This window comes from Enterococcus sp. AZ011 (assembly GCF_050548355.1).
GTDB classification, from domain to species: domain Bacteria; phylum Bacillota; class Bacilli; order Lactobacillales; family Enterococcaceae; genus Enterococcus; species Enterococcus faecalis.
Genome location: NZ_CP172959.1, coordinates 2,270,354 through 2,295,154 on the forward strand (window position 1 = coordinate 2,270,354; position 24,801 = coordinate 2,295,154).

The window sequence follows — 24,801 nt, forward strand, 5'->3', positions numbered from 1 at the left end:
TTTACGTTAGAAAAATAAACAAATTTGTAAAAATGATGATCAAAATAGCAAGCCCAAGACTGACTTTTGCTGACACAAAATGCTCTTTTCGACTTCTAGTAGCTCCTTCTTCATAGCCATGGGCAGACATTGCTTCCGTATATTTATCTCGCCAAGAAACAGCAACGAGCAGTGTTTTAACATAAAGCATCGGCGACCAAAAATGAAACGTTTTGCCACGGAGTAGGCTTGCTTCTTTTAAATCATTAATTTCTCTTTTCACTTCCGGTAAGGCGTGAACCACCACTAAAATTCCATAAACAAAGTTTGGTGCTAGCCCCTTTTGTTCCAATAACAACAATAATTCTTCAAAATCAACGCCTACAGCAAAAGCTAGTCCTAAACCGGCAAAGGCATACGTTCGACTAAACAAAAGCCAGGCTTGTTGACTACTCGTACCATGCAAATAAATAGACCAAAACGTCCCGATTGCTGGTAAAAGTGGCAAGAAAAATAACCAAAGCAGTAAGCGGGATTTTCGCTGGCCTATTAAAAAAATGACACAACCCATAAAAACCGCCAAATTTGCCAAAATTGACTGAGAAAAAGATAATTCAAAGGTCAAAATAAGAATCAAAGAAGCATAAATTGCTGCATTTGTTTGCTTTATTTGCATGTGGTTCCCTCCTGCCAGATAATCAGTTGTTGCTGCAGCAATTCTATTCGGTAATTGCTCACGCCAGAGAGAGGTTCTAGCCGATGCGTGACGATTAGAAAATCTTGTTGCGCACTTTTTTCTTTGATCCATTCAACAAAATAATTGCATGCTCGCTCATCTAATCCAGCAAAAGGTTCATCTAAAAGTAAACAGTCCAAATCTAAGCTCAGCAAACTAATTAATTGCACCATCTTTTTTTGCCCTTCACTTAGTTGAAAAACACTGTGCTCTAGTTTTTCTTTTAAACCTAAAAAAGTTAAGGCTTCCTCTTGTTTTCTTCTTTTTTCTGCTGTCATGTTCTGACCAAACAAAAGCTCTTCTCGTAAAGTCAACGTGACAAACTGACGATTGGCTTGTTGCACCGCTAATGTCATGTGTTGATACAATTTTTTTGAAGCCCGCAAGCGGCGGCCTGCCAAGAACATTTTTCCTTGATATTTTTGTCTCTGAACGATGGCTTTTAACAAGGTGGATTTACCCGCCCCATTTGGCCCCGTCAACGTGGTAATTCCTTTAAAAAAAAGCGCTTCTTTTTCTTCAATTAGCACTCGTTTTCCCTGAGACAAACGAAAATTTTTCAATTGGAGCATTGGTTGTTTTACCACAGAAGTTGTAAGCTGAAATGTCTGCGGTTTTGTTTTGATAAACGTCAACGGTTGCTTTTCAAACTGGCCATTTTTCAACGTGACGACTTGGTCCACAACATCAGCGTAATCGCTGAAATCGTGGTCGCACACCAAAATCGTTTTGCCTGCTTGATGGAGTCTTGCTAAAATTTGAATAAATTGTTTTCGAGAGGTTGGATCAATACTTGCAAAAGGTTCATCTAATAAAAGAATATCTGGGTTCATTGCTAGCAGAACTGTCAACGCCGCTTTTTGTTTTTCACCACCAGATAACGTCGCTAATTCTCGTGTGAATAAGGTTTGAGTCTGTACAAGTTGAAGCGCTGTTTGGATTTTTCGGTTCATTTCTTCAGGCGGGATTCCTAGATTTTCTAAAGCAAAAATCAGTTCTCGTTCCAAGGTTTTCATTGTAAATTGTTGACTGGGATTTTGAAACAGCATGCCAATTTTTTGCGCCTTTTCACGAGTTGATAATTGTCGGCGTTCCATTCCTTCAATCAAAATTTCTCCTTGGTAATCAAGCGGAGCAAATCCGGCAATTAATCGTAAGAGCGTTGATTTTCCACTACCACTATCGCCAATTAATAAGGAAAACGTTCCTTGAGGAATTGCTAAATTTGTCTTTTCAAACAAGGGTTGTTCTCGTGAAAAGGACACAGCTTTTAATTGGATACTATTCATTTTGCCTTCACAGCTAACCCTTGCGCAGACTGATACATTCGTAAAATAACTTTCGTTAAGAAAATACCAAAGAAACAAATAGAAACGAACCGAACGCTAATTAAAGCAATGTTCATCCCCAGACCGTAATTGCCATAACCAAACTTAAAGTATTCATACACATAACTAAAAATAGTCGTCCCAATCGCACTATAAAATAACGTTAGTGTATCGTACCGTTTGTAGCGTGTCACAAAAAAGCCACTTTCACTACCTAGGCCTTGAATCACACCAGAAATTAATACACTAGGTCCGAAATACGAACCATAAAGCATTTCTGCCAAAGCGGCTAAAACTTCCGCCAAAACAGCGCTCCCCGCTCGTGGAATCAGCATCGCTGCAATTGGTGCCACCATGGTCCACATTCCAAATAAAAGCTCATTGGCAAATGGACTCAGTCCTAATGGTAACAGCGCAGCATTCAATAACGCATAGAGGAACCCTGCCCCCATAAAAACACCGCCAAACAAAAAGGCTAAAAAAGCGAGTAAGACGACTTGTTGCAATGACCATTTTTTCAATAAAAAAACTCCTTTCTCTTAACAAAAAGCAAAAGGAGTGACTTAAATAAACCCTGATAAAAGAAAACGCACTCATCCTAGGACAGAATGAGTGCGTGAAAAATCAAAGTAAATCGGCATTTCCCTGCGACAGTACTAACTGCATCAGGTTCAATGGGTATCATCTCAGCCATAACAGCACCCCAAATGTTTTTTATTAAAATGTACTTTTACTATAGCATAGAATAATTATAAAAACTAGTCTTGGCACTTTTTTCTTTCATCAAAAGCTGAAGAAATCAAACAATTTTGTAAGATAACTGTTAGGCAAATAAATGGTTGGTTTTTCTGAACTTTGTTATATTGTTCTTTATGAAAGAGAGGCGTTTATGCTATGGGTAAAACATTAACTGGCTTTCATTTGAAAGTCATTGGGGTTATTTCAATGGTCTTTGACCATCTATTGCAATTTTTTAGTTTTTTAGGCGTGCCTGGTTGGTTCGGATGGATTGGACGAATTGCTGCACCTATTTTCTTATTTGAAAGTTCTGAAGGCTTCATTCACACAAGCAATCGGCGAAAATACATGTTCCGGTTATTGTTAGGCTTCTGGATTATGGGGATTCTGAACGGCATTTTAAATGCGTATTTTTCAACAGGTGGCTTAATTATCAATAATATTTTTGGGACGTTATTTTTAGGTACGGTCTACATGCAGTCTATGGACTATTTTAAACAAAAACAAATTGGTAAAGGGCTTCTTTGGTTTATTGTGCCTTTATTAATCAGTGCTCTACCTCTCGTTGTTTTTAGTTCTCCAGACATATTAAGCAACCCTGCTATCTTAATTGGTTTCCAACTTTTCAATCTGATTGTGCCATCACTAATGATGACAGAAGGTGGGTTTTTATTTGTTCTCTTGGCCGTGGCTTTTTATTTATTCCATGGCAAAAAGTGGTTACAAATTTCAGCAATTGGCGTTGTTGCGTTGATTTCAGCAGCCAGCTATAATTTCCAAGAACTATTCGGGGTGAACCACCAATGGATGATGATTTTAGCAGCGATTCCAATTGTTCTTTATAATGGTGAAAAAGGCCGTGGCATGCGGAATTTCTTTTATATTTTCTATCCAGCTCACATTGCTATTTTTGCAATTATTAGTTTCTTCATGCAACGTTAATTATTTTCTGCTTGACGATTGCCTAAAAACTGTTTACAATGCAACATGTAAACAAATCGTACAGATAACACGCAAGTTGCGTGTCGAGAGAGAGGCGGTTTCTATTCTTATAGAAACTGCTTCTATTTTTTTACGAAAAAATGAAAACTATAGAGGTGATTAAATGGAACAAAAAAACGTACGATTATTCCCTGCCGTTTTAGCGACAGGAATTATGTCTTTTGCTGGCGTATTAATTGAAACAGCAATGAATGTAACCTTTCCGACATTAACAAAGGAATTTGGTGTTTCCACCGGTACCGTGCAGTGGGTGACAACGATTTATTTATTAGTTATTTCTATCATGGTGCCCTTATCCAATTATTTATTAAAAACCTATTCATTAAGACGCTTATTTATTGTTGCGAATCTTTTCTTTTTGATTGGTTTAGCGATTGATGTCTATTCGCCATCTTTCAGTATCTTGTTATTAGGCCGACTCTTCCAAGGGGCTAGCACTGGGATTGCTTTGCCACTGATGTTTCATATTATTTTGAACTTTACCCCGCTGGAAAAACGAGGAACGATGATGGGGGTAGGCACATTGACCACTTCAATTGCTCCAGCCATTGGTCCAACGTATGGTGGAATCTTAACATCTTCCCTATCTTGGCACGCCATCTTTTTATTCTTAATTCCTGTTTTACTACTTTCTTTGTTTATGGGATTATCTGCTATTCCAGAAATACCTGTTAAAAAAACCACCACTCTTGATTTGGTTAGTTTAATTGGTATTGCCCTGTTATTTAGTGGTTTGTTGATGTTTTTAAGTAAAATTGGCACATTGTTTGGCTGGCTTTCACTTCTGGCAGCCGTTATTGGCTTTGTTATTTTTTATAAACGAGCAACGACCGCTGAACAGCCACTAGTACGTTTGACAATTTTAAAAAATCCCGCCTTCGTTTTATTTTTATGTGGCTTTTTAGTTTGTCAATTCTTATTGTTAGGTATTTCCTTTGTCTTACCAAACTTTGTTCAAATCGTCCTTGGAAAAAATGCGTTTGTAGCTGGGCTAGTCATGCTGCCAGGTGCTACAGTCGGGGCCATTTTGGCACCACTTTCTGGACGAGTGTTGGATCAATACGGCGCTAAAAAACCTATATTATTTGGCTTAAATTTGGCGACAATCGGTTGGCTAGCTTTAACAATTTTACTAGAGATGCCTGTTTTATTAGGATTCGTCGCTGGACATGTTACCTATATGATTGGTCTAGGTTTTGCATACAGTAATATGATGACGACTGGTATGAGCTTGTTAGAGGAGAAAGATTTTGGCGACGGCAATACGTTATTTAATACACTTCAACAATTTTCTGGCGCTATTGCGACGGCCATTGTAGCGACGATTATTAATATCGCTCAAGACCACGCAGATAATTTTGCTCAGGGGACAACGACGGGCTCCCTCATTTCTCTGATTTTCTTGTTAACCTTATTAGTAATTGTTTTAATTGCTTGCTGGAATTATTTCCGCAAAAAAGCTTAAAAAAAAGCAGCTGGTCCGTTCCGTAGTGACCAGCTGCTTTTTTTAGTTTTCTAAAGATAGTTGTTTTTTTGTTCTTCTTGCTTCCGAATATAAAGTACGAACAAGACAGCAATTAGCACGATAAAACCACCAAAAATCGGTGTATATGTTACTGATAAATGATCTGTGACCACCCCACCTGTCATTGAGCCAACGGTAATCCCAATATTAAAGGCTGCAATATTAAAAGCTGAGGCCAAAGTGATATCTTCTGGAACATACTTTTCCGCTAATTCTACAACATATAGTTGTAAACCAGGTACATTCATAAAGGCAAATAGACCCAACATCAAACTTGCTAATAAGCCTAGAAGACTGTTATCCATTAAAACAGTAATGAATAAAAAGACTAAGGACAGAATTAATAAGCTAAACATTTTTACTAACGAATCTAAAGGTTTTTTATTTGCCCAGTGACCACCTACTGTATTGCCAATTGCGACCATTACGCCATAAACAACTAAAATAATCACTACCGCATTGGCTGAAAAGCCTAAATTTTCCAATAACGGTGACAAGTACGTATATGCAGCAAACGTTCCACCATAACCAAAAGCAGTAATTAGAAAAGAGAAAACGAGGGGTTTGTTCGTAAAAATCCGCGTGATTCCTTTTAAGTCAACCTTCCCTGGTATCGGTAAATTTTTGGGAACTAAAAAATAACTAGCAATCAGTCCCACCAAGCCAATACTGGCTATAAAAAGAAAGGACATATGCCAAGCTGTTTGTTGCCCAATAAACGTCCCTAAAGGTACACCAGTCACTGTTGCAACCGTTAAGCCCGTAAACATAATAGCAATAGCGCTAGCTCGACGTGACGGCGGCACAACATCTGCGGCGATGACAGTCGAAACAGACATGAAAATACCATGCGCCAATGCAGAAAGTATCCGCCCTACCAATAAAATAATAAACGTTGGCGCAAACGCAGCAATTAAATTCCCACTAATGAAAAGAAGCATAATCCCCAGCATTAATGAGCGACGATTCCATTTTCCTGTCAAAATTGTTAATAACGGCGCCCCAATCGTCACACCTAAAGCGTACAAAGAAACAGTCAAACCCGCTTGAGAAAGACTAATATGAAAACTTTTAACAATCATTGGTAATAAACCCACACTAATAAATTCTGTTGAACCGATTGCGAAAGCATTGATAGCTAATGCAAAGAGCGTTAAATTTGGTGAAATTTTCTTTTCCATTCTCTTCCTCCTAAAAAACATTTGAATTTCAACAAAAATTACTATATACTAAGATTGAATTTTTGATAAGTACCTACTTTTTTGTATCATAGGTACCTTTTAGTAACTTTTGTTTATTATCAACCTATTAAGGAGGAATGTTTTTTGGAAACTCGTACATATGCGATTGGTGTCGAAGCAACGATGGATGTTATTGGCGGCAAATGGAAACCAATTATTCTGTGTAATTTACGGCACGGCGCCATGCGCCCCAGCGATTTAAAACGCGGCATTACTGGCATTAGTCAAAAAATGCTGACACAACAATTACGGGAACTCGAAGAAGACAACATTATCGAGCGGAAAGTTTACAACCAAGTTCCACCAAAAGTCGAATATTATTTAAGTGATTATGGTCAAAGCCTCTCTGCTGTCTTAGATAATTTATGTAATTGGGGAGAATCCCACGTGGCTCATTTGCAAGAACAAGGCCAAGAAATTTATTTAAAATGTGAAGATTAGTGAACAAAACGTTTATAAACTATATTAAGAGGGAACTTTAAGCTATTTAAAGCCTGGGGAAAAATCATTTTAGATTTTTCCCCAGGCTCTTCTTATGCTTTAATAACTTGAATATCTTGCGTTAATTGGGCCCAATGATTAGTAGGTCCGTGACCATGTCCAACAGAAATTGCTTGGCTAATGGCCCCTTGTATAAACTGTTTGCCAATCACAATCGCCGCTTCTAACGGCGTACCTTTTGCTAATTCGGCTGCGATACACGCTGAAAAAGTATCTCCTGTTCCATGAGTATTTTTCGTTACAATTCGTGGTGCACTTAGCCAAAAGCTCGAACCGTCTTCCATTAACACATAATCAGCCGCTTGTTGATTTGTGCTATGTCCGCCTTTCATAATAATATTTTTTGTGCCCAATTGTTGTAATTTTTTTGCTGCGGTCTGCATTTCTTGTTCTGTCTTGATGGTCGTCTCTAGTAAAACTTCCGCTTCTGGTAAATTAGGTGTCACGACCGTTGCTAATGGCAACAGTTGCTCTTTAATCGTTTGAACTGCCTCGGCTTCTAACAAATGATGTCCACCTTTAGCCACCATTACAGGATCGACAATCAACGGACCAAAATCAACTTTTTGCAAATTGCGAACAACAGCTTCGACACGCTCACTATCTGCTAACATCCCCGTTTTCGCTGCCCCAATTTTAAAATCAGCCGCCAGTGATTGAAATTGTGCATCAATAAATGAACTAGGAATCGGTAAGCTATCTTGCACGCCATACGTATTTTGTGCCGTCAATGCAATGACAATATTTAAGCCAAATGCCTGCCGTGCTTGAAATGTTTTTAAATCTGCTTGCATGCCAGCTCCCCCACCAGAATCAGAACCAGCAATCGTGACTACTTGTGGGGTCAAATTATATTCGGTCATTTTCTCGCCTCCAACATTCGCTCCGTTACATGCATCAACCCTTGAACTTTCTCGGTTATCTGTTCAGCCAGCATAATTTCACTGACCAGTGAAACACCAGCCACTCCCGTTCCCATAAGTTGTTCTATATTTTCTTCTTTGATCCCACCAATCGCCACAACAGGAATCGTGACTGCTGCAGCAATTTCAGAAAGTGTCTGCAAAGAAGTTAACGGACTGTCCTTAGTCGTTGTGGGGAAAATTGCGCCCACGCCTAAATAATCGGCGCCCTCGTTTTCCGCTTCAACTCCTCGTGCCACCGTTTTGGCTGAAACACCTACGATTTTTGTGGACCCAACCAGTTTTCGCACAAGAGCAACCGGTAATTCATCATCCCCTATATGCACACCTGCCGCATCCACTGCCAAGCAAATATCGACACGATCATTAATAATCAACGGAATCTGATACGCATCTGTTACCGCTTTAACTTTCACTGCTAATTCGTAAAAGCGCCGTGTTGACACTTCCTTTTCGCGCAATTGGACCAATGTCACTCCACTGCGACAAGCAGTTTCAATTCGTTTTAAAAATTCAGTATCACTAAAATCATACCGGCCTGTCACCAAATAAACTTTCAATTGCTCTCTCATAGCACTCGTCCTTTCACCGCCTCAAACCAATCCTTCTCCTTCATTAAAAGAGATAACTGATTTAACGTATTTTGGCGAAAATCGGCCAGCCCTTGGCTCTTAGTCTTGGCTTTTTCTCCGCAAAGATTAAAATAGCTCACTGCGGCTACTGCCGCAGTCATTGGCGCGTTGCCTTCACCTAATAAAGCGGCAACTAATGCGCCGACTAAATCGCCCGTGCCAGTAAAACAATCCAACTCAGGAACACCATTTTGTAAGACAATCACTTGCTCTTGGCTAACCAAAACATCTTGAATCCCTGTTGCTAAAAATACCGTCTGGGGAAACTTTTGTGTTTGTTGACGTAAAGCTTGAATCAGCTCCTCAATTGCTTCTTCACTTTGATCCAAAGGGCTGCCATCTACTCCTCGACCATGACTCACCAACTGGCAAAAAGTCCGCATTTCTGAAAGATTCCCTTTCACAACGGTTGGCTGATTGTGCACCAGCTTTTCCCCGACTTCATTACGAATATCACTAGCGCCATAACCAACTAAATCGACTACGGTCGGTTTATTCACTTGCCGAGCATAATCACTAGCTGCTAACAAGCTCTGCTCTCGTTCTTGTGATAAATGGCCTAAATTCAAAACCAAGGCACTGGTTTGCTGAAACAACTGCGGAAATTCCCGTGGATCATCTGCCATAATGGGCTTAGCATCAATATAAAGTAATGCATTCGCCATAGACTCACACGTAATTTCATTCGTAATGCACTGAATTAATGGTGCCGTTGTCAGTGGAAAAATCGTTTCAAACTTAACGCTTGTTTTCATAAAAGTACCCTCCCAAAAATAATTCCTGTGTTTGTTTAAATACTCGAGTTTCTTTCAGTTTTACTAAGACAAGCCAAGCAATCACTGAACCAATCAGTGTGGCACCAATAAATCGTGGTGTATAAATGAACCAATAAAAATTCTGCTTACTGCCAGTAAACCAAACCATTACAGGATAGGACAATAACGAGCCAATGATGCCTGTACCAAAAATTTCCCCTAGCATCGACCAGCCTAATTTTTGTCCCCATTGATAAAATAAACCAGCAAAAAACGCGCCAAAGACGGCACCTGTTAACGCTAATGGCGGAATACCTAAGAATGTCATACGGATTAAGCCGCAGACAAGTGCCATGAGCGTTCCGTAAAGAGGACCTAATAAAACTCCGGCAATAATGTTCATGACACTGGACATAGGGGCCATTCCCTCAATTCGCATTAACGGTGATAATACGACGTCCATCGCAATCATTAAAGCTAGTAACGTAACTCTGTGGATTCGATTTTTTTCCACGTAAAAAAACTCCTTTCTGCGAGAAGCAAAAGGAGGCGCGACTGAAAAAGACAGAAAAACCCAACCACAAATAAACGTAGTTGGGTGCAATAATCGGTCAAAATTTCAAGACATTTCCCTGCGCCAGTCCTAACTGTTTCAGGTTCCATGGGTATAATCTCAGCTAATAGCACCCCAAATGTTTCTCTTCAATTGGCTTTAGTATAGCATAGTTTTTTGGAAGCGACTACTAAAATTGCCAAAGAGTTTTCCCACAAAAACAGAAAAAACGTCATGCCCAAAAAGTTCGATTTTTTGGGCATGACGTTTTTCATACTCTCGTTTGTCTTATTTTTTAGAATCCTGGCATTCCTTTGGTGTATTTACCTAAAGTTGCTTCGGTTTCTTTTTCAATTTTTACTAACGCATCGTTGACAGCCATAATGACTAAATCTTGTAACATATCAACGTCTTCAGGATCAACCACGTCTTCTTTAATGGTCAAATCTTTCATTGTGCGATCACCAGTAAAGGTCGCTGTCACAAGTTGATTGGTTGCTTCACCGATAAATTCTTTTTCATTTAGCGCTTCTTGCGCTTTGGCCATTTCTTTTTGCATTTTTTGTACTTGTTTCATCATGCCTTGCATGTTGCCCATTCCTCGCATCATAATTCCTCGACTCCTTCATATTAATCATCTAGTACTTCGACAAGCTCTTCACCAAACATAGCGATTGCTTCATCTACTACTGGATTTTCTTGTGAATGTTCATTTGTTACAGGCGGTTCGTCCGCTAGACGAGCCATTTCATTTTCAGGTTCAGAATGATTCAAACTGCCCTGATTTTGGTTAATAAAACTTTGTCTTAGTTTTGGCCAGCTTTCTCTAGTAATGCAGACCATCTCTGGTGTATAGTCCATCAAACGGCTTAAATTATTATTGAAAGCTAACTGCATCTCTTCATCGTCTGTTGCACGAGCACAAACAATCTCATAGTCAAATGCCACCACGATGCCCTTAGGACTCGCTGCGACAGGTTCACTAGCTTTGAGCATCGCTCGTTGAGTCACAGATAATGTTTGCAGTAAGTCTTCCCAGACATTTTTCACATTCATTAAATGTGTTCTAGTCGCTTCGTTTAAGACTTGATATACCCGTTCTGTGGGTACACGGAACGAACTTTTTGGCGCTTGTGGTCGTGCTTGTTGACGTGGCGCATCTGCTTCTTTGGCAGCTACACCGTGTTTCTTTAATTCAGCCAGTTCTTTCTTCAGTTGCCCGATTTGATTTTGTAAATCTGCTAATTCTGGATTTCCCTCTGCACTACCATCTTGATTAGCTGTTTCTGGCGTGTTGTGTTTATTGGGTTGCACCGTTTTAGCTAATTTGACAGTGGCTACTTCCAGATAGATATTCGCATTGTTGGTAAAGCGGATCTCATTTTGTGTGTCACTTAAAATTTGGATTAGTTGGTAGATTTTTTCAGCAGGTGTTTGTGTAGCTAGTTCCTTAAATGCTTCTGTCAAAGTTCCTGCTTTTTCTGCTAATAACTTCGGTGCTTGCTGATACATCAGTAAATCTCGACAATATAATAACAAATCTTCTAAGAAACGGCGCGCTTCTTTGCCTTCGCCTAAAATACTTTCCAAGCCTTCTAATGCTCGTTCAACATCACCGGCGACACAACACTGAATATAATGATCCATCATTTCATAGGTTAGGCTGCCTGTCACTTGCATTGCATCTTCCAGTGTTACTTTTTCATCACTAAATGAAATCGTTTGATCCAAGATACTCAAGGCATCTCGCATCCCACCTTCCGCAGCACGTCCAATCACATAAAGGGCTTGTTCCTCATAATCGAGAGCCATTTCCTGCATGATATGGGCCATATGATCGACGATATCTTGCGTACTAATTCGCTTAAAATCAAAGCGTTGCGTCCGTGAGATAATCGTTAACGGAATCTTGTGTGGTTCAGTCGTTGCTAAGATAAAAATAACATTTTGTGGTGGTTCTTCCAAGGTTTTTAAAAGTGCATTGAACGCGCCTGTTGATAGCATATGAACTTCATCAATAATATAAACTTTGTACTCGGCTTGTGTCGGTGCATACTTTGCTTTATCACGAATATCACGGATTTCTTCCACGCCATTATTACTCGCCGCATCAATTTCAATGACATCATTTAAACGACCTTCCGTAATGGCTACACAGGTTTCACAAACATTACAAGGTTCACCATCTTGACTATGTTTACAGTTAATCGCTTTAGCGAAAATTTTTGCGGCACTGGTTTTACCTGTACCACGAGGGCCAGTAAATAAATAGGCATGAGATGTTTTCTTTTGCACTATCGCATTTTTCAGTGTCTGAGTAATTGCTTTTTGTCCTACTACGTCATCGAAACGTTGTGAACGCCAGACCCGATAAAGTGCTTGATAAGCCATTTTTTACCCTCCCTTATTTTTCATTCTTATCTATTATACGTGATTTTTAATCATTCGGCATCTTTTTTCTTTTAACGAGTCACTGGTGCAACCATTGCTAAAAAAGCCGCTTTTCCTTCACTTGTTTCTGCAAACGCACTGGCTTCTTTTAGTCGCTGTTGATACGCTGAAGCGACAGTTTCAAGCGCCTGCGTTTTCTGATTGCTCCAAGTCGTTAAACCTTGGACTTCCGCTAACGTTAACGAAGGCTTTGCTTGAGGTCGACTAAAAATTAAGTCCATGACATATAAAAGTTCTTTTCGTCGGGCAACGATTTGTATCTCATCCGTTGGCAGTTTCAGCATTTGCCATTGCTCAAAAATATCATTTGCGGCTTGGGCAACTTCTGACGCATTCGGTCCCTCTAAGCGAAACGTCGCAACTGGCCAATTCACCATTCCTGCGTTGATTAAAGGATAGTTAGCTAACTCAACATATTCTGAAATGCTCGCTTCGGCTAATGGAAATTGTTGCAAACCCGTTTGATAATAGACATGCTCATTTTGTTCAAAGTCAGCATCAATCCCAGCAAAATAATGAGGAAAGACCTCAACAATTTTCAACAATTGCTGAAAAGTCTTAACTGAACGTTTCGCTGCCTGATGTTTTTCAAACGCAATCACACCTTGTTGCTGATATTGTGCCTGTTTTACAAAGGAAAACCCCCAGCTTTCGCCATCTAAGTTCATTCGAATCACTCGATGGTTCGTAGTCGCAGGAAATTGCTGACTTCCCTGGTAGCCTTCTGTTGCCATGCACCATTCACAGCGGGGATAGCTTTGTGCAGAGAGCGTTGCTTTTGACGCCTCACTGTGGACCTTATTTGCTAAAAAATCACCATAGACTGTTGAAAAAACAACAGGTTCTTCCTGTTCAATGACCGTACCGTTTTTTTGACAAAGTTGGTAAAAATACTCGGTAGACTCTTGTGGCTCTTTGGCATAATGTTGTGCAAAAAAAGCATTAACCACAGAAGGTGGCGGTGTTAACAAATCCATCAATTGCACCATGAACTGTTCTTTTTGTTGCTCTGTTTTTACAAGTTGGTTGGCACTCGCAATTTGACACAATTGTTCCGCCAAATCAGCGGCGGGTGTTGCCACAGGCCGTATGTCTACTTCGCCTAATTCTTGTTCACCAATCATTGATAATAAACGGTTCTGAAGATATAAGCGATCCAATTCCATCCAACCACCTGCTTGAATAGCAAGTGTGGTAAAATCGGCAATCATTTGACTCGTGGTCATCGATTCATTCCTCCTATTACTTTTATTGATACCCATGTGGATGAGCTTGGTGCCATTGCCAAGCGGTGGCGATAATATCCTTGACCTCAGTTACTTCTGGTTGCCAGCCTAAAACTCGTTTGGCTTTTTCACTAGAAGCAATTAACGTACTAGGATCCCCTGCTCGGCGTGGCGCGATTGTCGCAGGAATTTCTTGACCTGTCACTTCGCGAGCAGCATCTAACATTTCTTTAACAGAATAGCCGTTGTTGCTACCCAGGTTAAAGACGTCACTTTCGCCGCCATTTTTCAAGTATTCTAAAGCCAAAATATGTGCTGCAATCAAGTCTTCAATGTAAACATAATCTCGAATGCACGTGCCATCTGGTGTATCATAATCATCCCCAAAAATACTTAGCTCTGCTCGTTGGCCCAATGCCACTTGTAAAATAATTGGCACAATATGCGTTTCTGGCGTGTGATCCTCACCAATTGAGGCATCTTTTTTTGCTCCCGCAACATTAAAATAACGCAAAGCAACATATTTCATTCCATAAGCGTTGTCGCACCATTTCATGATTTTTTCCATCATTAATTTACTTTCCCCATACGGGTTTTTAGGATTCGTTGGGGTTTCTTCTGTAATAGGCATTGCTTTTGGTTCGCCATAAGTGGCCGCTGTGGAAGAAAAAACAATATGTTTCACTCCGAATTCTTGCATGACTTCCAAGGCAATTTGAGTGCCGTGAACATTGTTATTGAAATACATTAACGGTTTCTCCACGGATTCTCCTACTAAAGAATTGGCCGCAAAGTGCAACACCCCTTCAATTGATTCCTTTTCAAAGACACTACGTAAAAAAGCTTTATCACGAATATCGCCTTCATAGAAAGTCGCTTGTTCATGAACTGCTGAACGATGTCCCGTTAATAAATTATCAACAACAACAACGGCATATTCTTTTGAAATTAATTGATCGACGGCATGTGAGCCAATGTAGCCTGCGCCACCTAATACTAAAATAGACATAAATACGCTCCTTTTACTCTCTAATTTCTTTTTCTATTGTACCATTAAATAAGGTTTACTTCTGAATTATTTCATTTTGTAAACAGGATTTAATTTGGCCATTTCTCCTTATTCATTTTTCCTATAAAAATACAGAAAAGACTTGGTAAATTTTAACAAATCTCTAAATTAGTCGTAGAGTTTATGAAAAATCATTGTAACTATTGGATTTTTTTGCTTTTTTCCGTCATAATAGAAACAAATACAATTTGAAAGAAGGAATGAACGATGAAAAAATTTGTATCAGGTATGTTAGTCGGTACTGCTATCACAGTTGCTGCTTTAGCCGGTGTGGCTACAACTATTAAAAAAACAGTCATTGATCCAATTGAAGAAAAAGAAGATATGATTGAAGAAAACCGTAAAAAAGCGATGCGTAAACGTATTGCACGTTAAAAAATAGCTGTGACGTTGAGATAAAAAATCTAACGCCAAGAAATCAACAGGAGCGCTTCTGGCTCTGTTGATTCTCTTAAGCATAACAAGTGGTCATCCATCGCATTGATGGATGACCACTTGTTATGCTTTCTTTTTTACCAAAGGAGCTGACTATTTTTCTTAACTATTAAAAATAGTAGCAGCAATCCGATCCATATCGCGCATATTCCAAGGATCCACACCAGGACGAGCTGCAGCGGCTGTTAACCAATGAATACCTTCTGTTGGAATACCACAACTAAAAAGGCCTGTCGCCACCTGTCCACCTTTTGTGATGACTTGATTCGTGGCAGGCACAATCAAGAGTGCGCCTGTTTTGACTATTTGACCATCAGCTAATGCCAGTTGATGGAGCGTAGCTAGCTTATCGGCTAACAACTGCCTCGTTAAAGGATTCAAACTTTTTTCATTATTAACTTTGGGAATGCGTGCTTCAATTAAAAAGTGACTATTATACCGATTTTCCGGAAACAAATTAGCATAAGTAATAAATTGACCCGCTTTCATTTCGACACGCATTTCTGGCCCCAGAATCGTGACCAATCCCAGTTCAACTAACGCCTGTAGCTCTTCTGTTCTTTCAACAGAAGGTCCCACTGACAAAAAGGTATTCAACGGGGTAAACCAATGCCACAACCACTTTTGACTCTCGTCATTCGTTAATAATCCTTCATCCAAGACAAAGCGAATCTGATCTCTTAAATCTTTTAAACTGTCTAAAGCAGTGGTCAAAGGACCGCTAAGATTGCCTTTCTCTGCTTCTTGAATATCCCATTTTAAATACTCTAGTAAAAACGAACGAAAACGTTCATGAGTGATTTTCTTTGTTTCAGGATGTTCTAACGCTTGCCAATCAAACCAATCTTGTTTTTCAAAGTGGGCTAAGCTTTCCGGCGCTCCCTTGGTTTGAATAAACAGCTGTTGAAAGGCCTCTTTAGAAAGATGCGGATATTTTTCTTCGATTAAGCAAGTGTAATACACATATTCCACTTCTTTTTTTAAATACCCAAAAAACTCTGCGCCTGTAACCTGTCCTTTTTTACGACATTCAGCTAAATACGTTTCGGTTAAAAAAACAGGCTGATAGGTTTCCCCGTAGCCTTTTTGATTAATCCCTCGAGGATGAGAAGGAAAACCGCGACCAGAACCAGCAATAATAATAGGCTCTCTTCCAGAAGGTTTATAACGTAAGCGGCCATTTTGACGAGAAAAAACACCCCCGCGGCCAATCGTCAAGGCAGATAAATAGTCAAAAAATGCCAAACCTAAGCCTTTTAACACAACGGGTTGTTTTGCAGGTATATTGGCAAGTGCCAATAAAGCATCCGCCGCATTTTTAGGAGAAGAATAAAACAAACGATGCTCCTTGGCGTAGTCCGCAAGCTCTTGTTCAACAGTCGTTAATTCATTTTCTTGGTGACCCAAAGCTAAAATTACTTTGTCTGCCGTAAACTCAATGGATTGGGTGTACACATAATAGTCATCCTCTCCTGCCCGCACAGCAGTTACTGACTCTTTAAAAAACGTCAGCGATGTTTGTTCGTTACATCGCGTGGCTAAATACGTATAAAACCATTTTTGGTACATGCCATAAAAAGCCCTCGAGCAGTGATCATTCGGTCCAAGGCGATGACATTCTTTCAACAACTCAAGATAATTATAGGGTTGTTGCTGTTGAATGTACTGCGCAGCTTCTGTTTGGGTCCATTCATAGAGAGTGGGGCCCTTGACAATTGGTCCTTCGCCACTAAAAGATTCATCTGTAAATAAAGTGACTTGACTAATCACGGTGTTCATTAATAAATAATTAGGTTGCTCTGCTCGCCAAATTTTCCCACCTGGACCGTATGGATCAAACAACGTGAGCTGAACATTTATTTCCGTTTTATGAGCCCATTCAATGACTCGTTCTGCAGCTGATAAGCCTCTGGGTCCAGCACCTACAATTGCAATTTTCATCCAATCACCTACTCTATTTTTCTAATAATTCTTTTAAGACAACCGCTTGATTATGCACTGTATCTTTCGCCCCATAGACCAGCGTGACTACTGGCTGATTTTTTACAATCGTCTGTAACTGCTTAAATGCTGTGGCAGTTGGCTCGTGTTTCAATTCTTCTTGGTATTTTTGTTTAAACTCGGGATATTTATTTACTTCATGATTAAACCATTTCCGTAGCTCTGTACTTGGGGCCACTTCTTTGAGCCATTCATCTAACTTTTCAGATTCCTTGGATTTTCCTCGTGGCCAAATACGGTCAACTAAAACACGGTAGCCATCTTGCTCTGTCGGTGCTTCATATGCTCGCTTGATTTGAATCATCTGCCTTCACCTCTTCTCTTTATTGTAGCTCAAAAAGTGAGGACTGACAAAAAGCAACATCTCTATTAAGCTTTCCTATACAAAAAGAGTTGGTCTCAATGAAGACCAACTCTTTTTGTTATTAACTATTTCTCTTTTTCACTTTCCCAGTCCAGCCATCATAGCCGCCTTTTAAAATATAAATATCAGTATAGCCATTTTTGCGTAATAAATTAGCTGCTCGGATACTTAAAGCTTTCTTCTGATCATAAAGATAAACAGGTTGATCCTTACGAAGAGAACCAATTGTTGTTTTTAACATGCTGTATGGCATGCTGCGCGCCCCTAAAATATGCCCAGCATCAAATGTATCTTTCTCACGAACATCAATCACTTGTGCTTTACGCATTGTTTCTTTAAATTCTTCTTCCGTCAGCATTTTTGCTGAACGTTTCACCATAATTTTCAAATATAATTCATTGAATACCATCGCTAGTACAATAACTAGCAAAATGCCATTGATTACCCATAAAATACTCATTCTAAAAAGCCCTCTCTATTTCTCTTTTGAAAATTGTAATGCTAGTGAAGCGGCACCAATGACGCCGGCCTCATTACCTAGCTCTGCTAATTTGATTTTTGTACTATTTCGAACTTGCGGGAAGGTAAATTCTTGGAAATATTTTTCGACACGACTACGTAAAAATTCTCCTGCTGCAGAAACACCTCCACCGATAACCACGCTATCTGGATTTAACGTGTTGCCTAAGTTTCCTGTGGCTAAGCCTAAATAGAAACAAACACGATCCACAACCATTAAAGCAAAATGATCGCCTTTTTCAGCAAATTCAAAAACATCTTTACTCGAAACATCTTGTCCATCATCAATCGCTTGTTTCAGTTCAGAGTCACCTGCAAACTCTTCTGATAAATGACGTGCAACACGAACGACACCAGTGGCGCTAGAAACAGTTTCTAAACAGCCACGTTTCCCACAGGTACAGTCAAAGCCGTTAGGATCAACCGTCACATGCCCAACTTCACCAGCACAGCCAGCAACACCGTGGAGCAATTCTCCCGCTGCAACAATGCCTCCGCCGACACCTGTTCCTAAAGTAATAAAAATCACGTCGGGATTGTTTTCCCCCGCGCCCTTCCAACGCTCACCTAAAGCGGCAACATTGGCATCATTATCTAAGGCAAACGGAATTCCTAAAGCAGATTCGATTTGTTCTTTGACAGGCTGTACAGTCGTCCAGTTTAAATTATAGGCACCTACAACAGTTCCTTTTTCAATGTCGACACTTCCTGGTGTTCCCATACCAATTCCCACAAAATCTTCTTTTTTCATATTATAAAGATCTATACGGTGACGAATACTTTCAATAATTGATGGCACAATATGCTTGCCATCTTCTAAAATATTCGTTTCAATACTCCATTTTTGTTGAACAACGCCATCGGTTGTTAAAATAGCAAATTTGATGGTCGTTCCACCTAAATCAATCCCAATAATCTTCTTATCCATTTAGTCGATTCCTTTCTGCTTCCCTCTAGATTCTTCTATTCGATGCTCTCTTTGCAAAATATGCCGGGCCTGTAAATACGTATCTCGGTCTACCAATTGACCTTCATACAATTTTTTTAATTCAATCATCATTAACTCAATATCATAAATCCGTGCACCGACATAAATATACATCCCAAACTGTTTAAAAAGTTGTTGTACATCATATAACGTTTCCATACGAAAACACTTCCTTATTATACAGGTAAACCGTATTTTTTAAAACCCAATAACAGACAAATTACGACAAGAAAAATAAAAATTAACGTGGCCATAATTCGCTCGTGCTTATTAAATGCTTCTTCACGATTTGGAACAGCAAAAGCCGTCGCGACTAATAGTCCACCAATTAGACCGCCAACATGACCCATCATATCTACAGAGCTACTAAACAAGTTAAATAACAAATTAATCACAATAAACATTGAATAGCGTTGCACCATATACATAATCGCTGGATTGTCTCTAAAATGGCGTCCTAAAATAACAAATGCGCCAAACAAACCAAAAAGCGCTGTACTAGCACCCGCTGAGACACTGTTGGGTGTCCCAAAGGCAAAACTGGCGATATTTCCAGCAATCCCACTCAATAAATAAATTCCCAAATAGCGCCAATGCCCATAAATTGCCTCAACCTGTGCGCCGATATAATAAAGAGTAACCATATTCAAAATAATATGCATAAACCCAATGTGAAGAAACATTGGCGTGATAAACCGCCAGTATTCATGATTTTGAGCTACCAGTGGACGAACCATTGCTCCCCAATTAACTAAGTTTAAAATATTTTCTGATCCTCCAGTTAATTCCAATCCAAGGAAAACAATGATTGAAATACCTAAAAGGGCATACGTAATGAACGGCTGATTTTTTAGCCGTTTCAATTTCATTTCTGTTTGATAGTTCATTCCATTCCTCCTATTGTATAAATAATTGTTCGATTGGCTGATCAAACGCTTCTGGTTGCCATTGTTCATGGAGTTGTTCACTAAAAACTAAACTACATGAATGGCCCAAAAAATGTTCCAAATAACGATCATAAAAACCACCGCCGAAGCCTATTCGATAGCCAGCACGATTGAAAACAATCCCTGGCACAATCAATAAATCAATCGCTGTAGCTGTTATTTCTGCCGCTGTTAACGGAGGTTCTTCCACACCAAATGCACTGGTGTCATAAACCGTCTCTGGAAAGACTTGATAAAAGTGCATTTTTCCTCCTTTAAATGTTCGCGGCACCGCCACTTGCTTGCCCTCTTGCATGGCCCGTTCGAAAATTGGCTGTGTTGATAATTCTAGCGGTAACGACCGAATCATTCCGATTGTTTGTGCTTGTTGCCATTGCTGACTAGCAAACAACTGTTCATAGAGACTTGATTCTTTATGTTGTTTAATTTCTGGATGTTGTTTTAGCCATTCCAGGGCAGTTAAGCCCACTTTTCTCAACTTGTTTTTCTCCATGTACACCTTCAACCCCTTTTCTGTTAAGTTTATAGAAAGTGTTCTTAAAAAACAAGCTGATTCCCCTTTTCTCTTTGAAAAATCCCGTTATTTTTCTAACGTTTTTGACGCTTCTTTAAAAAAGTCAACAACCAAATCCATTGTTTCTCCTTTCACTAAATGCCGCTCACCGATTTCCGTTATAAATTGCGTATTTCTCGCATACGTTTTCCCAGACACTAATTGTTCAAAATCAGCCATGTCTTCATAGGGAATTTTTTCATCTTCCGTTCCATGCCAAAACAGCATCGGTCGTTCTTGCAGTCTTTCTGGCGTTTGTGATAAATCGTATTGATGCACCCAACTTAGCAACAGTGGCAAGTCTTTAGGCACAAAAACAGCAAATTCTTTCGCCCGTTGAATCACTCGCTGAATATAGCGCGTCGGATAGGGTGTTCCCATTAAGCAAGCAGCAGCTTGAATCTCAGGATGTTGGGTCATAAGAGCGCTAGTAGTAATACCGCCCATGGATACACCACCCACGCCAATCCAATTTTCTTTAATCAACCCTAATTTATGAAAATGATGGATAATTACTGGAAATTCAATCAAATTATATTGAATGCTACTCCAAAATGTAATCGATGGAATCGTGGAAATAGGTCCTGTTTTTCTTTCTCCATGGTTCATGGCATCTGGTAAAATGACCCGAAACCCCTCGTGTGCTAATTTTCTTGCTTGTGTTAAAGATAATTCTTTAGCTGATTGCCAACCATGATAGTAAACAATTAAAGGTAATGCTTCGTTTTTTTGCTCTTCTGTTGTCACTTCTAATGCTGGAATTTTTGCTATGTAGCGATGTCTAATACTGATTTTCATTCATGATTCCTCCATTATAAAATATCTTCTCTTATTTTACCGTTTTTTGATAAAACCTGCTCTTTATATGATTTATCAAAAAAATCACAAAATATGCGAATTCGCATTTTCCTATTTTATTACTTTCCGTTATAATCATTTTATTAAATACAAAGGGGTGTTTTTATGGTTAAAATTGAGGAAAAAGGTAAAGTAACATTTGGACAAGCTTTTAAAGATTATTTTCGTGGATATGTTGATTTTAAAGGTCGGACCACACGTGCTGGTTATTGGTGGATGACATTGGTATTAAGCATTTTAGCACTTATTTTTTATATTGCCATTGTCGGCAAAGCTGTGTCAGCAATTTTAGCAGCTGAATATTTTGAAACCTATGATTTTGGGAACTTATTACCGTTGATGCTTTTTGCACTTGTTTTATGGTTAGCTTTATTATTACCAACGTGGGCAATGTGTGTCCGTCGTTATCGTGATGCTGGGATGACAGGTTGGGGCGTGCTTGTTTTATATCTACTTTCTATTGCCTGTAGCTATACACAAGTTTTCTCTGTTATGTCAACACTGAAATATGATGTTCAAACAGATACTGTGATAACAGGTGGCAGTCCCGTCTTCTTATTTTTCACTCTTGTGATTAGTCTGTTTTTCTTCTTACTAACAGTCTTACCGACAGATAAACTAACAACAACTAGCCAAAATAGCGTCTTACGCTTCTTCTTCCGTTACAAAGAAGTGAAGTAAGGAAAAGTTTTAAGCCTTTCTTTTAAAAGAAGGGCTTTTTTCTTATTTTAAAATCTTTATGATAAAATAAGAACTAGTCTAGCTAAAAAAATGGAAGGAGAAAATATGGCTACTTTTAAACGGATTCTGAATCTAGAAAATTATATTTTTACTTTTTTTATTTTATTTGTCTTTTACGGCGCAATTAACTCTCCCTATTCGCTGGTAAAAATTCTTTGGGAAAAGCCTAAGCACTTGCTTGTTTTACTTCCTCTATTAATTATTCTATTGTTGATTATTTATAAAAACAAAAAATTTCTTTACACTAAGATTCAAGCGCTCTGGCACTTAATAAAAACCCATGATCGTGTGGTTATTATTGGTAGTTTGATCAGTTTATTTTTACTACAACTTTTACTCCTGACGCAGATTACTGTGCCGATTGGCTGGGATGTTTTTGACAACTTTCATAGTATTACCACTGAAAATAAGGATTATTCAAAAATCGTACTTTCTTTAAACCCCAATAACGAATTTTTCTTTTTCATGATGTATTACCTTAATAAATTTTTGCGTTTCATTGATGTAACAGGGAGCTGGAGCAATACTTGGTTTAGTTGGCAAGTGGTTAATTGCTTGTTTATTAATAGCAGTTTATTTCTCTTTTATCATGCCTCTAAGCGTGTCTTTAATCCATTAACGGCCTTCGTTGCTTACAGTTTATTTTTTCTTTCTTTCGGATTGTCTCCATGGTTACTCACGCCTTATACAGATACGGCCGTCTTATTGTTCATCAACCTAGTCTTTTTTGCATATAGCCTTTTTGACCAAGTTTCCCCTCCCTTCGTAAAATATTGTTTATTACTGTTTATTGGGATTGGCCTAGCTTGGTGTTTTTTAATGAAACCTTCGTCTATTATCTTTTTTATTGCATTTAGTTGTATCAAAGTGCTGCAACTTCTTTTAGTAAATCGGAACAAACAGTCTATCGTAAAATTAACCGTGGTTGCTCTCTTTTTACTGACTGGTTTCGCCAGCGCATATTATAGTTTTCAATTTTTTGTGGAAAAACAAACGATTACGGAAATCGATAAAGAACAAGCCAAACCTTGGACACTTTTTGTAATGATGGGTTTGACTGGAACTGGCGGTTACAATGATGCAGATACACAAGCAGTAAATCAGTTGCCTACACAAGAAGCCAAAAAAGCTTATACTATAAAAATGATTCAAGACCGTTTAAAAAATAAAGGATTCTTCGGTTATCTCCGTTTTCTGGCTCAAAAAAATCGTCATAATACTGCCAATGGTGATTTTGACTGGGGTTGGGATGGCGGTGATTTAATCCCAGAAACACCTTCTAAAAATCGTTGGCAAGAACACTTGCGGTCACTGTATTATCCGCAAAATCAAAAAAGTAACTATCTACGAATTTATATGCATTTTTTCTATTTACTCACATTACTAGGTCTATTGTTCAGTATCCCTCTAAAAGATTCAAAAAATAACTACGCGATTTTAAAATTAGCTTTCATTGGAGCTATTCTGTATTTATTGCTCTTTGAAGGCGGCCGCTCTCGCTATCTAATCCAGTTTATGCCGTTTTGGTACTTGTTATCAGCGAGTGGTTGGCTGGGATTGAGAGAGATTCGAAGATACAAAAAAATAGTAAAATAGAAAAGAGGATTGAGTTAAAAATGAAAAAAAGTTTGCTGGGGTTGATTGTTTTTTTATCCTTACTGACCCTTACTTCTTGCAGAAATAAAGTGACCACAAAAGAGCTGATGGCAAACGAGTGGGCCGTAAACTCCAACGTTGATGAAGTAGTAATGATTGTATCATTCAGCGAAGATACCGCTACTTTCAAAATCAATACAGATGAACACACATCAACTGCAAAAAATGAGTTGGAAAAAGCAGGCGAAGAATTAGGTAAACAAATTGCAAATAAAATAGAATACAAAGTCAAATACCATCTAAAAAACAATCAAATTCGTTGGGAAAATGAAGGAAAAGAAGTAGCTTACAAGATAAAAAAAGAAAAGCAAGATCTACTTTTCACTCCTACTAAGACAAACAATTCTGATAACCAAACAAAACTAGTTTTGAAACCTTACACAAAGAAAAGTATTGATTCTTCTACTCAAAAAGATAAAACGGAAGAAACCAGCTCTAATTATCAAAACGTCTCATCTGAAACAAACCAATCTACCTCTTCATCTACTACTAAAGAACCGCTACCACAAGTTAGCTTAGCTGATTTTATAGGCGGTTGGGGTATTCCTCAAAGTGATAACTTATTTTTTATAAATGCTGACGGAACACTCACTAGCATAACTCAATCGAATGTTCCTCTTCAAAATGTAAGTTTTTCTGTGGATGAGAATGGTAATCAAATAATGACGTTTCTTTTGAATAATACGCCCCGAACAGTAACGAAAAATAATGATGGTACTTTAACTGTTAATGGACAAATATACACTTATCTAGGTAATATTACGTTGGAACAATTAATTGAAAGAAATAATCAAACTCAACAAGTTTTTGAACAATCTGAACAGCAACCACCACAAAACTCTGATTCTCGTGAACAAATACAAAATTCTAAATCAGACCAACCTATATACGATACGGTACGAAGTGGTGAAGGTGGGCGACAGTTAGCCGAAAGAAATGGTTTAACCTTAGAAGAATTATTAGCATTAAATCCAGGCATTGAAACTTCTGTTTTTTATCCTGGTCAGTCATTACGAATTAAATAGAAATTTAGGTATACTAATAGATAATAGTCTATAAAAAAAGAAAAGTCCATGTGGG

At 38.7% G+C, this 24,801-nt stretch carries 27 protein-coding genes and 2 riboswitches; of the genes, 7 read left to right on the forward strand and 20 right to left on the reverse strand.

The features are described from left to right. Position 1: 1 nt before the first annotated feature. Genes IGL36_RS10895 through IGL36_RS10905 form a run of 3 tightly spaced genes read right to left on the reverse strand, consistent with a single transcriptional unit; the run spans position 2 to position 2,564 of the window. A complete protein-coding gene (locus tag IGL36_RS10895) occupies positions 2-655 on the reverse strand; it encodes a CbiQ family ECF transporter T component (RefSeq protein ID WP_002362491.1) in 654 nt (217 codons plus the stop codon). Beyond that, positions 646-2,004 carry an ABC transporter ATP-binding protein gene (locus IGL36_RS10900; protein ID WP_002397893.1) on the reverse strand — a complete coding sequence of 453 codons (1,359 nt, stop codon included), beginning with the start codon at positions 2,002-2,004 and terminating at the stop codon, positions 646-648. Before IGL36_RS10900 ends, IGL36_RS10895 begins: the two co-directional genes overlap by 10 nt. Further along, positions 2,001-2,564 (reverse strand): ECF transporter S component, encoded by a 564-nt coding sequence (locus tag IGL36_RS10905; protein ID WP_002359429.1) that lies wholly within the window; start codon positions 2,562-2,564, stop codon positions 2,001-2,003. Before IGL36_RS10905 ends, IGL36_RS10900 begins: the two co-directional genes overlap by 4 nt. Positions 2,565-2,668: 104 nt before the next feature. Further along, positions 2,669-2,759, reverse strand: a riboswitch (TPP riboswitch). Positions 2,760-2,937: 178 nt separating this feature from the next. On the opposite strand from IGL36_RS10905, the gene IGL36_RS10910 reads away from it, so the two are divergent. Both IGL36_RS10910 and IGL36_RS10915 read left to right on the forward strand, forming a co-directional pair. Beyond that, positions 2,938-3,723: a TraX family protein gene (locus tag IGL36_RS10910; RefSeq protein ID WP_002362333.1), complete on the forward strand. Its 786-nt coding sequence runs from the start codon at positions 2,938-2,940 to the stop codon at positions 3,721-3,723. Positions 3,724-3,886: 163 nt separating this feature from the next. After that, entirely contained in the window at positions 3,887-5,248 is a 1,362-nt protein-coding gene (locus IGL36_RS10915) for an MFS transporter (RefSeq protein ID WP_002397894.1), read from the forward strand. A 50-nt stretch (positions 5,249-5,298) separates the two neighbouring features. On the opposite strand, the gene IGL36_RS10920 is transcribed toward IGL36_RS10915, so the two are convergent. Then, positions 5,299-6,489 (reverse strand): MFS transporter, encoded by a 1,191-nt coding sequence (locus tag IGL36_RS10920; RefSeq protein WP_002359426.1) that lies wholly within the window; start codon positions 6,487-6,489, stop codon positions 5,299-5,301. A gap of 144 nt (positions 6,490-6,633) precedes the next feature. Here IGL36_RS10920 and IGL36_RS10925 point away from each other — a divergent pair, with 144 nt between their 5' ends. Then, positions 6,634-6,990 carry a winged helix-turn-helix transcriptional regulator gene (locus tag IGL36_RS10925; protein ID WP_002356348.1) on the forward strand — a complete coding sequence of 119 codons (357 nt, stop codon included), beginning with the start codon at positions 6,634-6,636 and terminating at the stop codon, positions 6,988-6,990. 92 nt (positions 6,991-7,082) lie between these two features. On the opposite strand, the gene thiD is transcribed toward IGL36_RS10925, so the two are convergent. The 8 genes from thiD to galE all read right to left on the reverse strand — a co-directional run bounded on the left by thiD (position 7,083) and on the right by galE (position 14,599). Continuing rightward, positions 7,083-7,913 (reverse strand): bifunctional hydroxymethylpyrimidine kinase/phosphomethylpyrimidine kinase, encoded by an 831-nt coding sequence (thiD, locus tag IGL36_RS10930; protein ID WP_002362487.1) that lies wholly within the window; start codon positions 7,911-7,913, stop codon positions 7,083-7,085. Continuing rightward, on the reverse strand, positions 7,910-8,545 hold the full coding sequence (gene thiE, locus IGL36_RS10935) for a thiamine phosphate synthase (protein ID WP_002397895.1): 636 nt from the start codon (positions 8,543-8,545) through the stop codon (positions 7,910-7,912). The genes thiD and thiE overlap by 4 nt, the downstream gene beginning before the upstream one ends. Further along, positions 8,542-9,360: a hydroxyethylthiazole kinase gene (locus IGL36_RS10940; RefSeq protein WP_002397896.1), complete on the reverse strand. Its 819-nt coding sequence runs from the start codon at positions 9,358-9,360 to the stop codon at positions 8,542-8,544. The genes thiE and IGL36_RS10940 overlap by 4 nt, the downstream gene beginning before the upstream one ends. Then, positions 9,344-9,832 (reverse strand): energy coupling factor transporter S component ThiW, encoded by a 489-nt coding sequence (gene thiW, locus IGL36_RS10945; protein WP_002356342.1) that lies wholly within the window; start codon positions 9,830-9,832, stop codon positions 9,344-9,346. Before thiW ends, IGL36_RS10940 begins: the two co-directional genes overlap by 17 nt. Positions 9,833-9,972: 140 nt before the next feature. Next, positions 9,973-10,061, reverse strand: a riboswitch (TPP riboswitch). Between the two features lie 147 nt (positions 10,062-10,208). Then, positions 10,209-10,523, reverse strand: coding sequence for a YbaB/EbfC family nucleoid-associated protein (locus tag IGL36_RS10950; RefSeq protein ID WP_002382484.1), 315 nt, complete (start codon positions 10,521-10,523; stop codon positions 10,209-10,211). A gap of 20 nt (positions 10,524-10,543) precedes the next feature. Further along, positions 10,544-12,304 (reverse strand): DNA polymerase III subunit gamma/tau, encoded by a 1,761-nt coding sequence (gene dnaX / locus IGL36_RS10955; protein ID WP_002356340.1) that lies wholly within the window; start codon positions 12,302-12,304, stop codon positions 10,544-10,546. Between the two features lie 71 nt (positions 12,305-12,375). Beyond that, positions 12,376-13,626: a UDP-glucose--hexose-1-phosphate uridylyltransferase gene (locus tag IGL36_RS10960; RefSeq protein WP_002397897.1), complete on the reverse strand. Its 1,251-nt coding sequence runs from the start codon at positions 13,624-13,626 to the stop codon at positions 12,376-12,378. Then, the gene (gene galE / locus IGL36_RS10965) at positions 13,613-14,599 is read right to left on the reverse strand and encodes a UDP-glucose 4-epimerase GalE (RefSeq protein ID WP_010717162.1); all 987 of its coding nucleotides are present in this window, start codon (positions 14,597-14,599) and stop codon (positions 13,613-13,615) included. The genes IGL36_RS10960 and galE overlap by 14 nt, the downstream gene beginning before the upstream one ends. A 267-nt stretch (positions 14,600-14,866) precedes the next feature. On the opposite strand from galE, the gene IGL36_RS10970 reads away from it, so the two are divergent. Then, on the forward strand, positions 14,867-15,034 hold the full coding sequence (locus IGL36_RS10970; protein WP_002356337.1) for a DUF3042 family protein: 168 nt from the start codon (positions 14,867-14,869) through the stop codon (positions 15,032-15,034). A 162-nt stretch (positions 15,035-15,196) separates the two neighbouring features. Here IGL36_RS10970 and IGL36_RS10975 read toward each other — a convergent pair whose 3' ends face one another. The 8 genes from IGL36_RS10975 to IGL36_RS11010 all read right to left on the reverse strand — a co-directional run bounded on the left by IGL36_RS10975 (position 15,197) and on the right by IGL36_RS11010 (position 21,264). Then, the gene (locus IGL36_RS10975) at positions 15,197-17,035 is read right to left on the reverse strand and encodes an FAD/NAD(P)-binding protein (protein ID WP_002397475.1); all 1,839 of its coding nucleotides are present in this window, start codon (positions 17,033-17,035) and stop codon (positions 15,197-15,199) included. Between the two features lie 13 nt (positions 17,036-17,048). After that, complete coding sequence (locus tag IGL36_RS10980) at positions 17,049-17,399, reverse strand: DUF488 domain-containing protein (protein ID WP_002365077.1); 351 nt, start codon at positions 17,397-17,399, stop codon at positions 17,049-17,051. Between the two features lie 121 nt (positions 17,400-17,520). Beyond that, complete coding sequence (locus IGL36_RS10985; protein ID WP_002356334.1) at positions 17,521-17,919, reverse strand: rhodanese-like domain-containing protein; 399 nt, start codon at positions 17,917-17,919, stop codon at positions 17,521-17,523. Between the two features lie 15 nt (positions 17,920-17,934). Further along, positions 17,935-18,906, reverse strand: a complete 972-nt coding sequence (locus tag IGL36_RS10990; protein ID WP_002356333.1) for an ROK family glucokinase — start codon at positions 18,904-18,906, stop codon at positions 17,935-17,937. Next, a complete protein-coding gene (locus IGL36_RS10995; RefSeq protein ID WP_002356332.1) occupies positions 18,907-19,125 on the reverse strand; it encodes a YqgQ family protein in 219 nt (72 codons plus the stop codon). Between the two features lie 17 nt (positions 19,126-19,142). Next, positions 19,143-19,853 (reverse strand): rhomboid family intramembrane serine protease, encoded by a 711-nt coding sequence (locus tag IGL36_RS11000; RefSeq protein WP_002362481.1) that lies wholly within the window; start codon positions 19,851-19,853, stop codon positions 19,143-19,145. Between the two features lie 10 nt (positions 19,854-19,863). Beyond that, positions 19,864-20,406, reverse strand: a complete 543-nt coding sequence (locus tag IGL36_RS11005; protein ID WP_002397476.1) for a 5-formyltetrahydrofolate cyclo-ligase — start codon at positions 20,404-20,406, stop codon at positions 19,864-19,866. Positions 20,407-20,493: 87 nt separating this feature from the next. Next, entirely contained in the window at positions 20,494-21,264 is a 771-nt protein-coding gene (locus IGL36_RS11010) for an alpha/beta fold hydrolase (RefSeq protein WP_002397477.1), read from the reverse strand. A gap of 165 nt (positions 21,265-21,429) precedes the next feature. Between IGL36_RS11010 and IGL36_RS11015 the strand changes: the two genes are divergently transcribed. The 3 genes from IGL36_RS11015 (at position 21,430) to IGL36_RS11025 (ending at position 24,746) form a co-directional block, all read left to right on the forward strand. Continuing rightward, a complete protein-coding gene (locus tag IGL36_RS11015) occupies positions 21,430-22,005 on the forward strand; it encodes a DUF805 domain-containing protein (RefSeq protein WP_002356327.1) in 576 nt (191 codons plus the stop codon). Between the two features lie 90 nt (positions 22,006-22,095). Next, entirely contained in the window at positions 22,096-23,661 is a 1,566-nt protein-coding gene (locus IGL36_RS11020) for a membrane protein (protein WP_002387214.1), read from the forward strand. After that, the gene (locus IGL36_RS11025; protein WP_002397478.1) at positions 23,613-24,746 is read left to right on the forward strand and encodes a DUF4950 domain-containing protein; all 1,134 of its coding nucleotides are present in this window, start codon (positions 23,613-23,615) and stop codon (positions 24,744-24,746) included. Before IGL36_RS11020 ends, IGL36_RS11025 begins: the two co-directional genes overlap by 49 nt. Positions 24,747-24,801 lie beyond the last annotated feature (55 nt).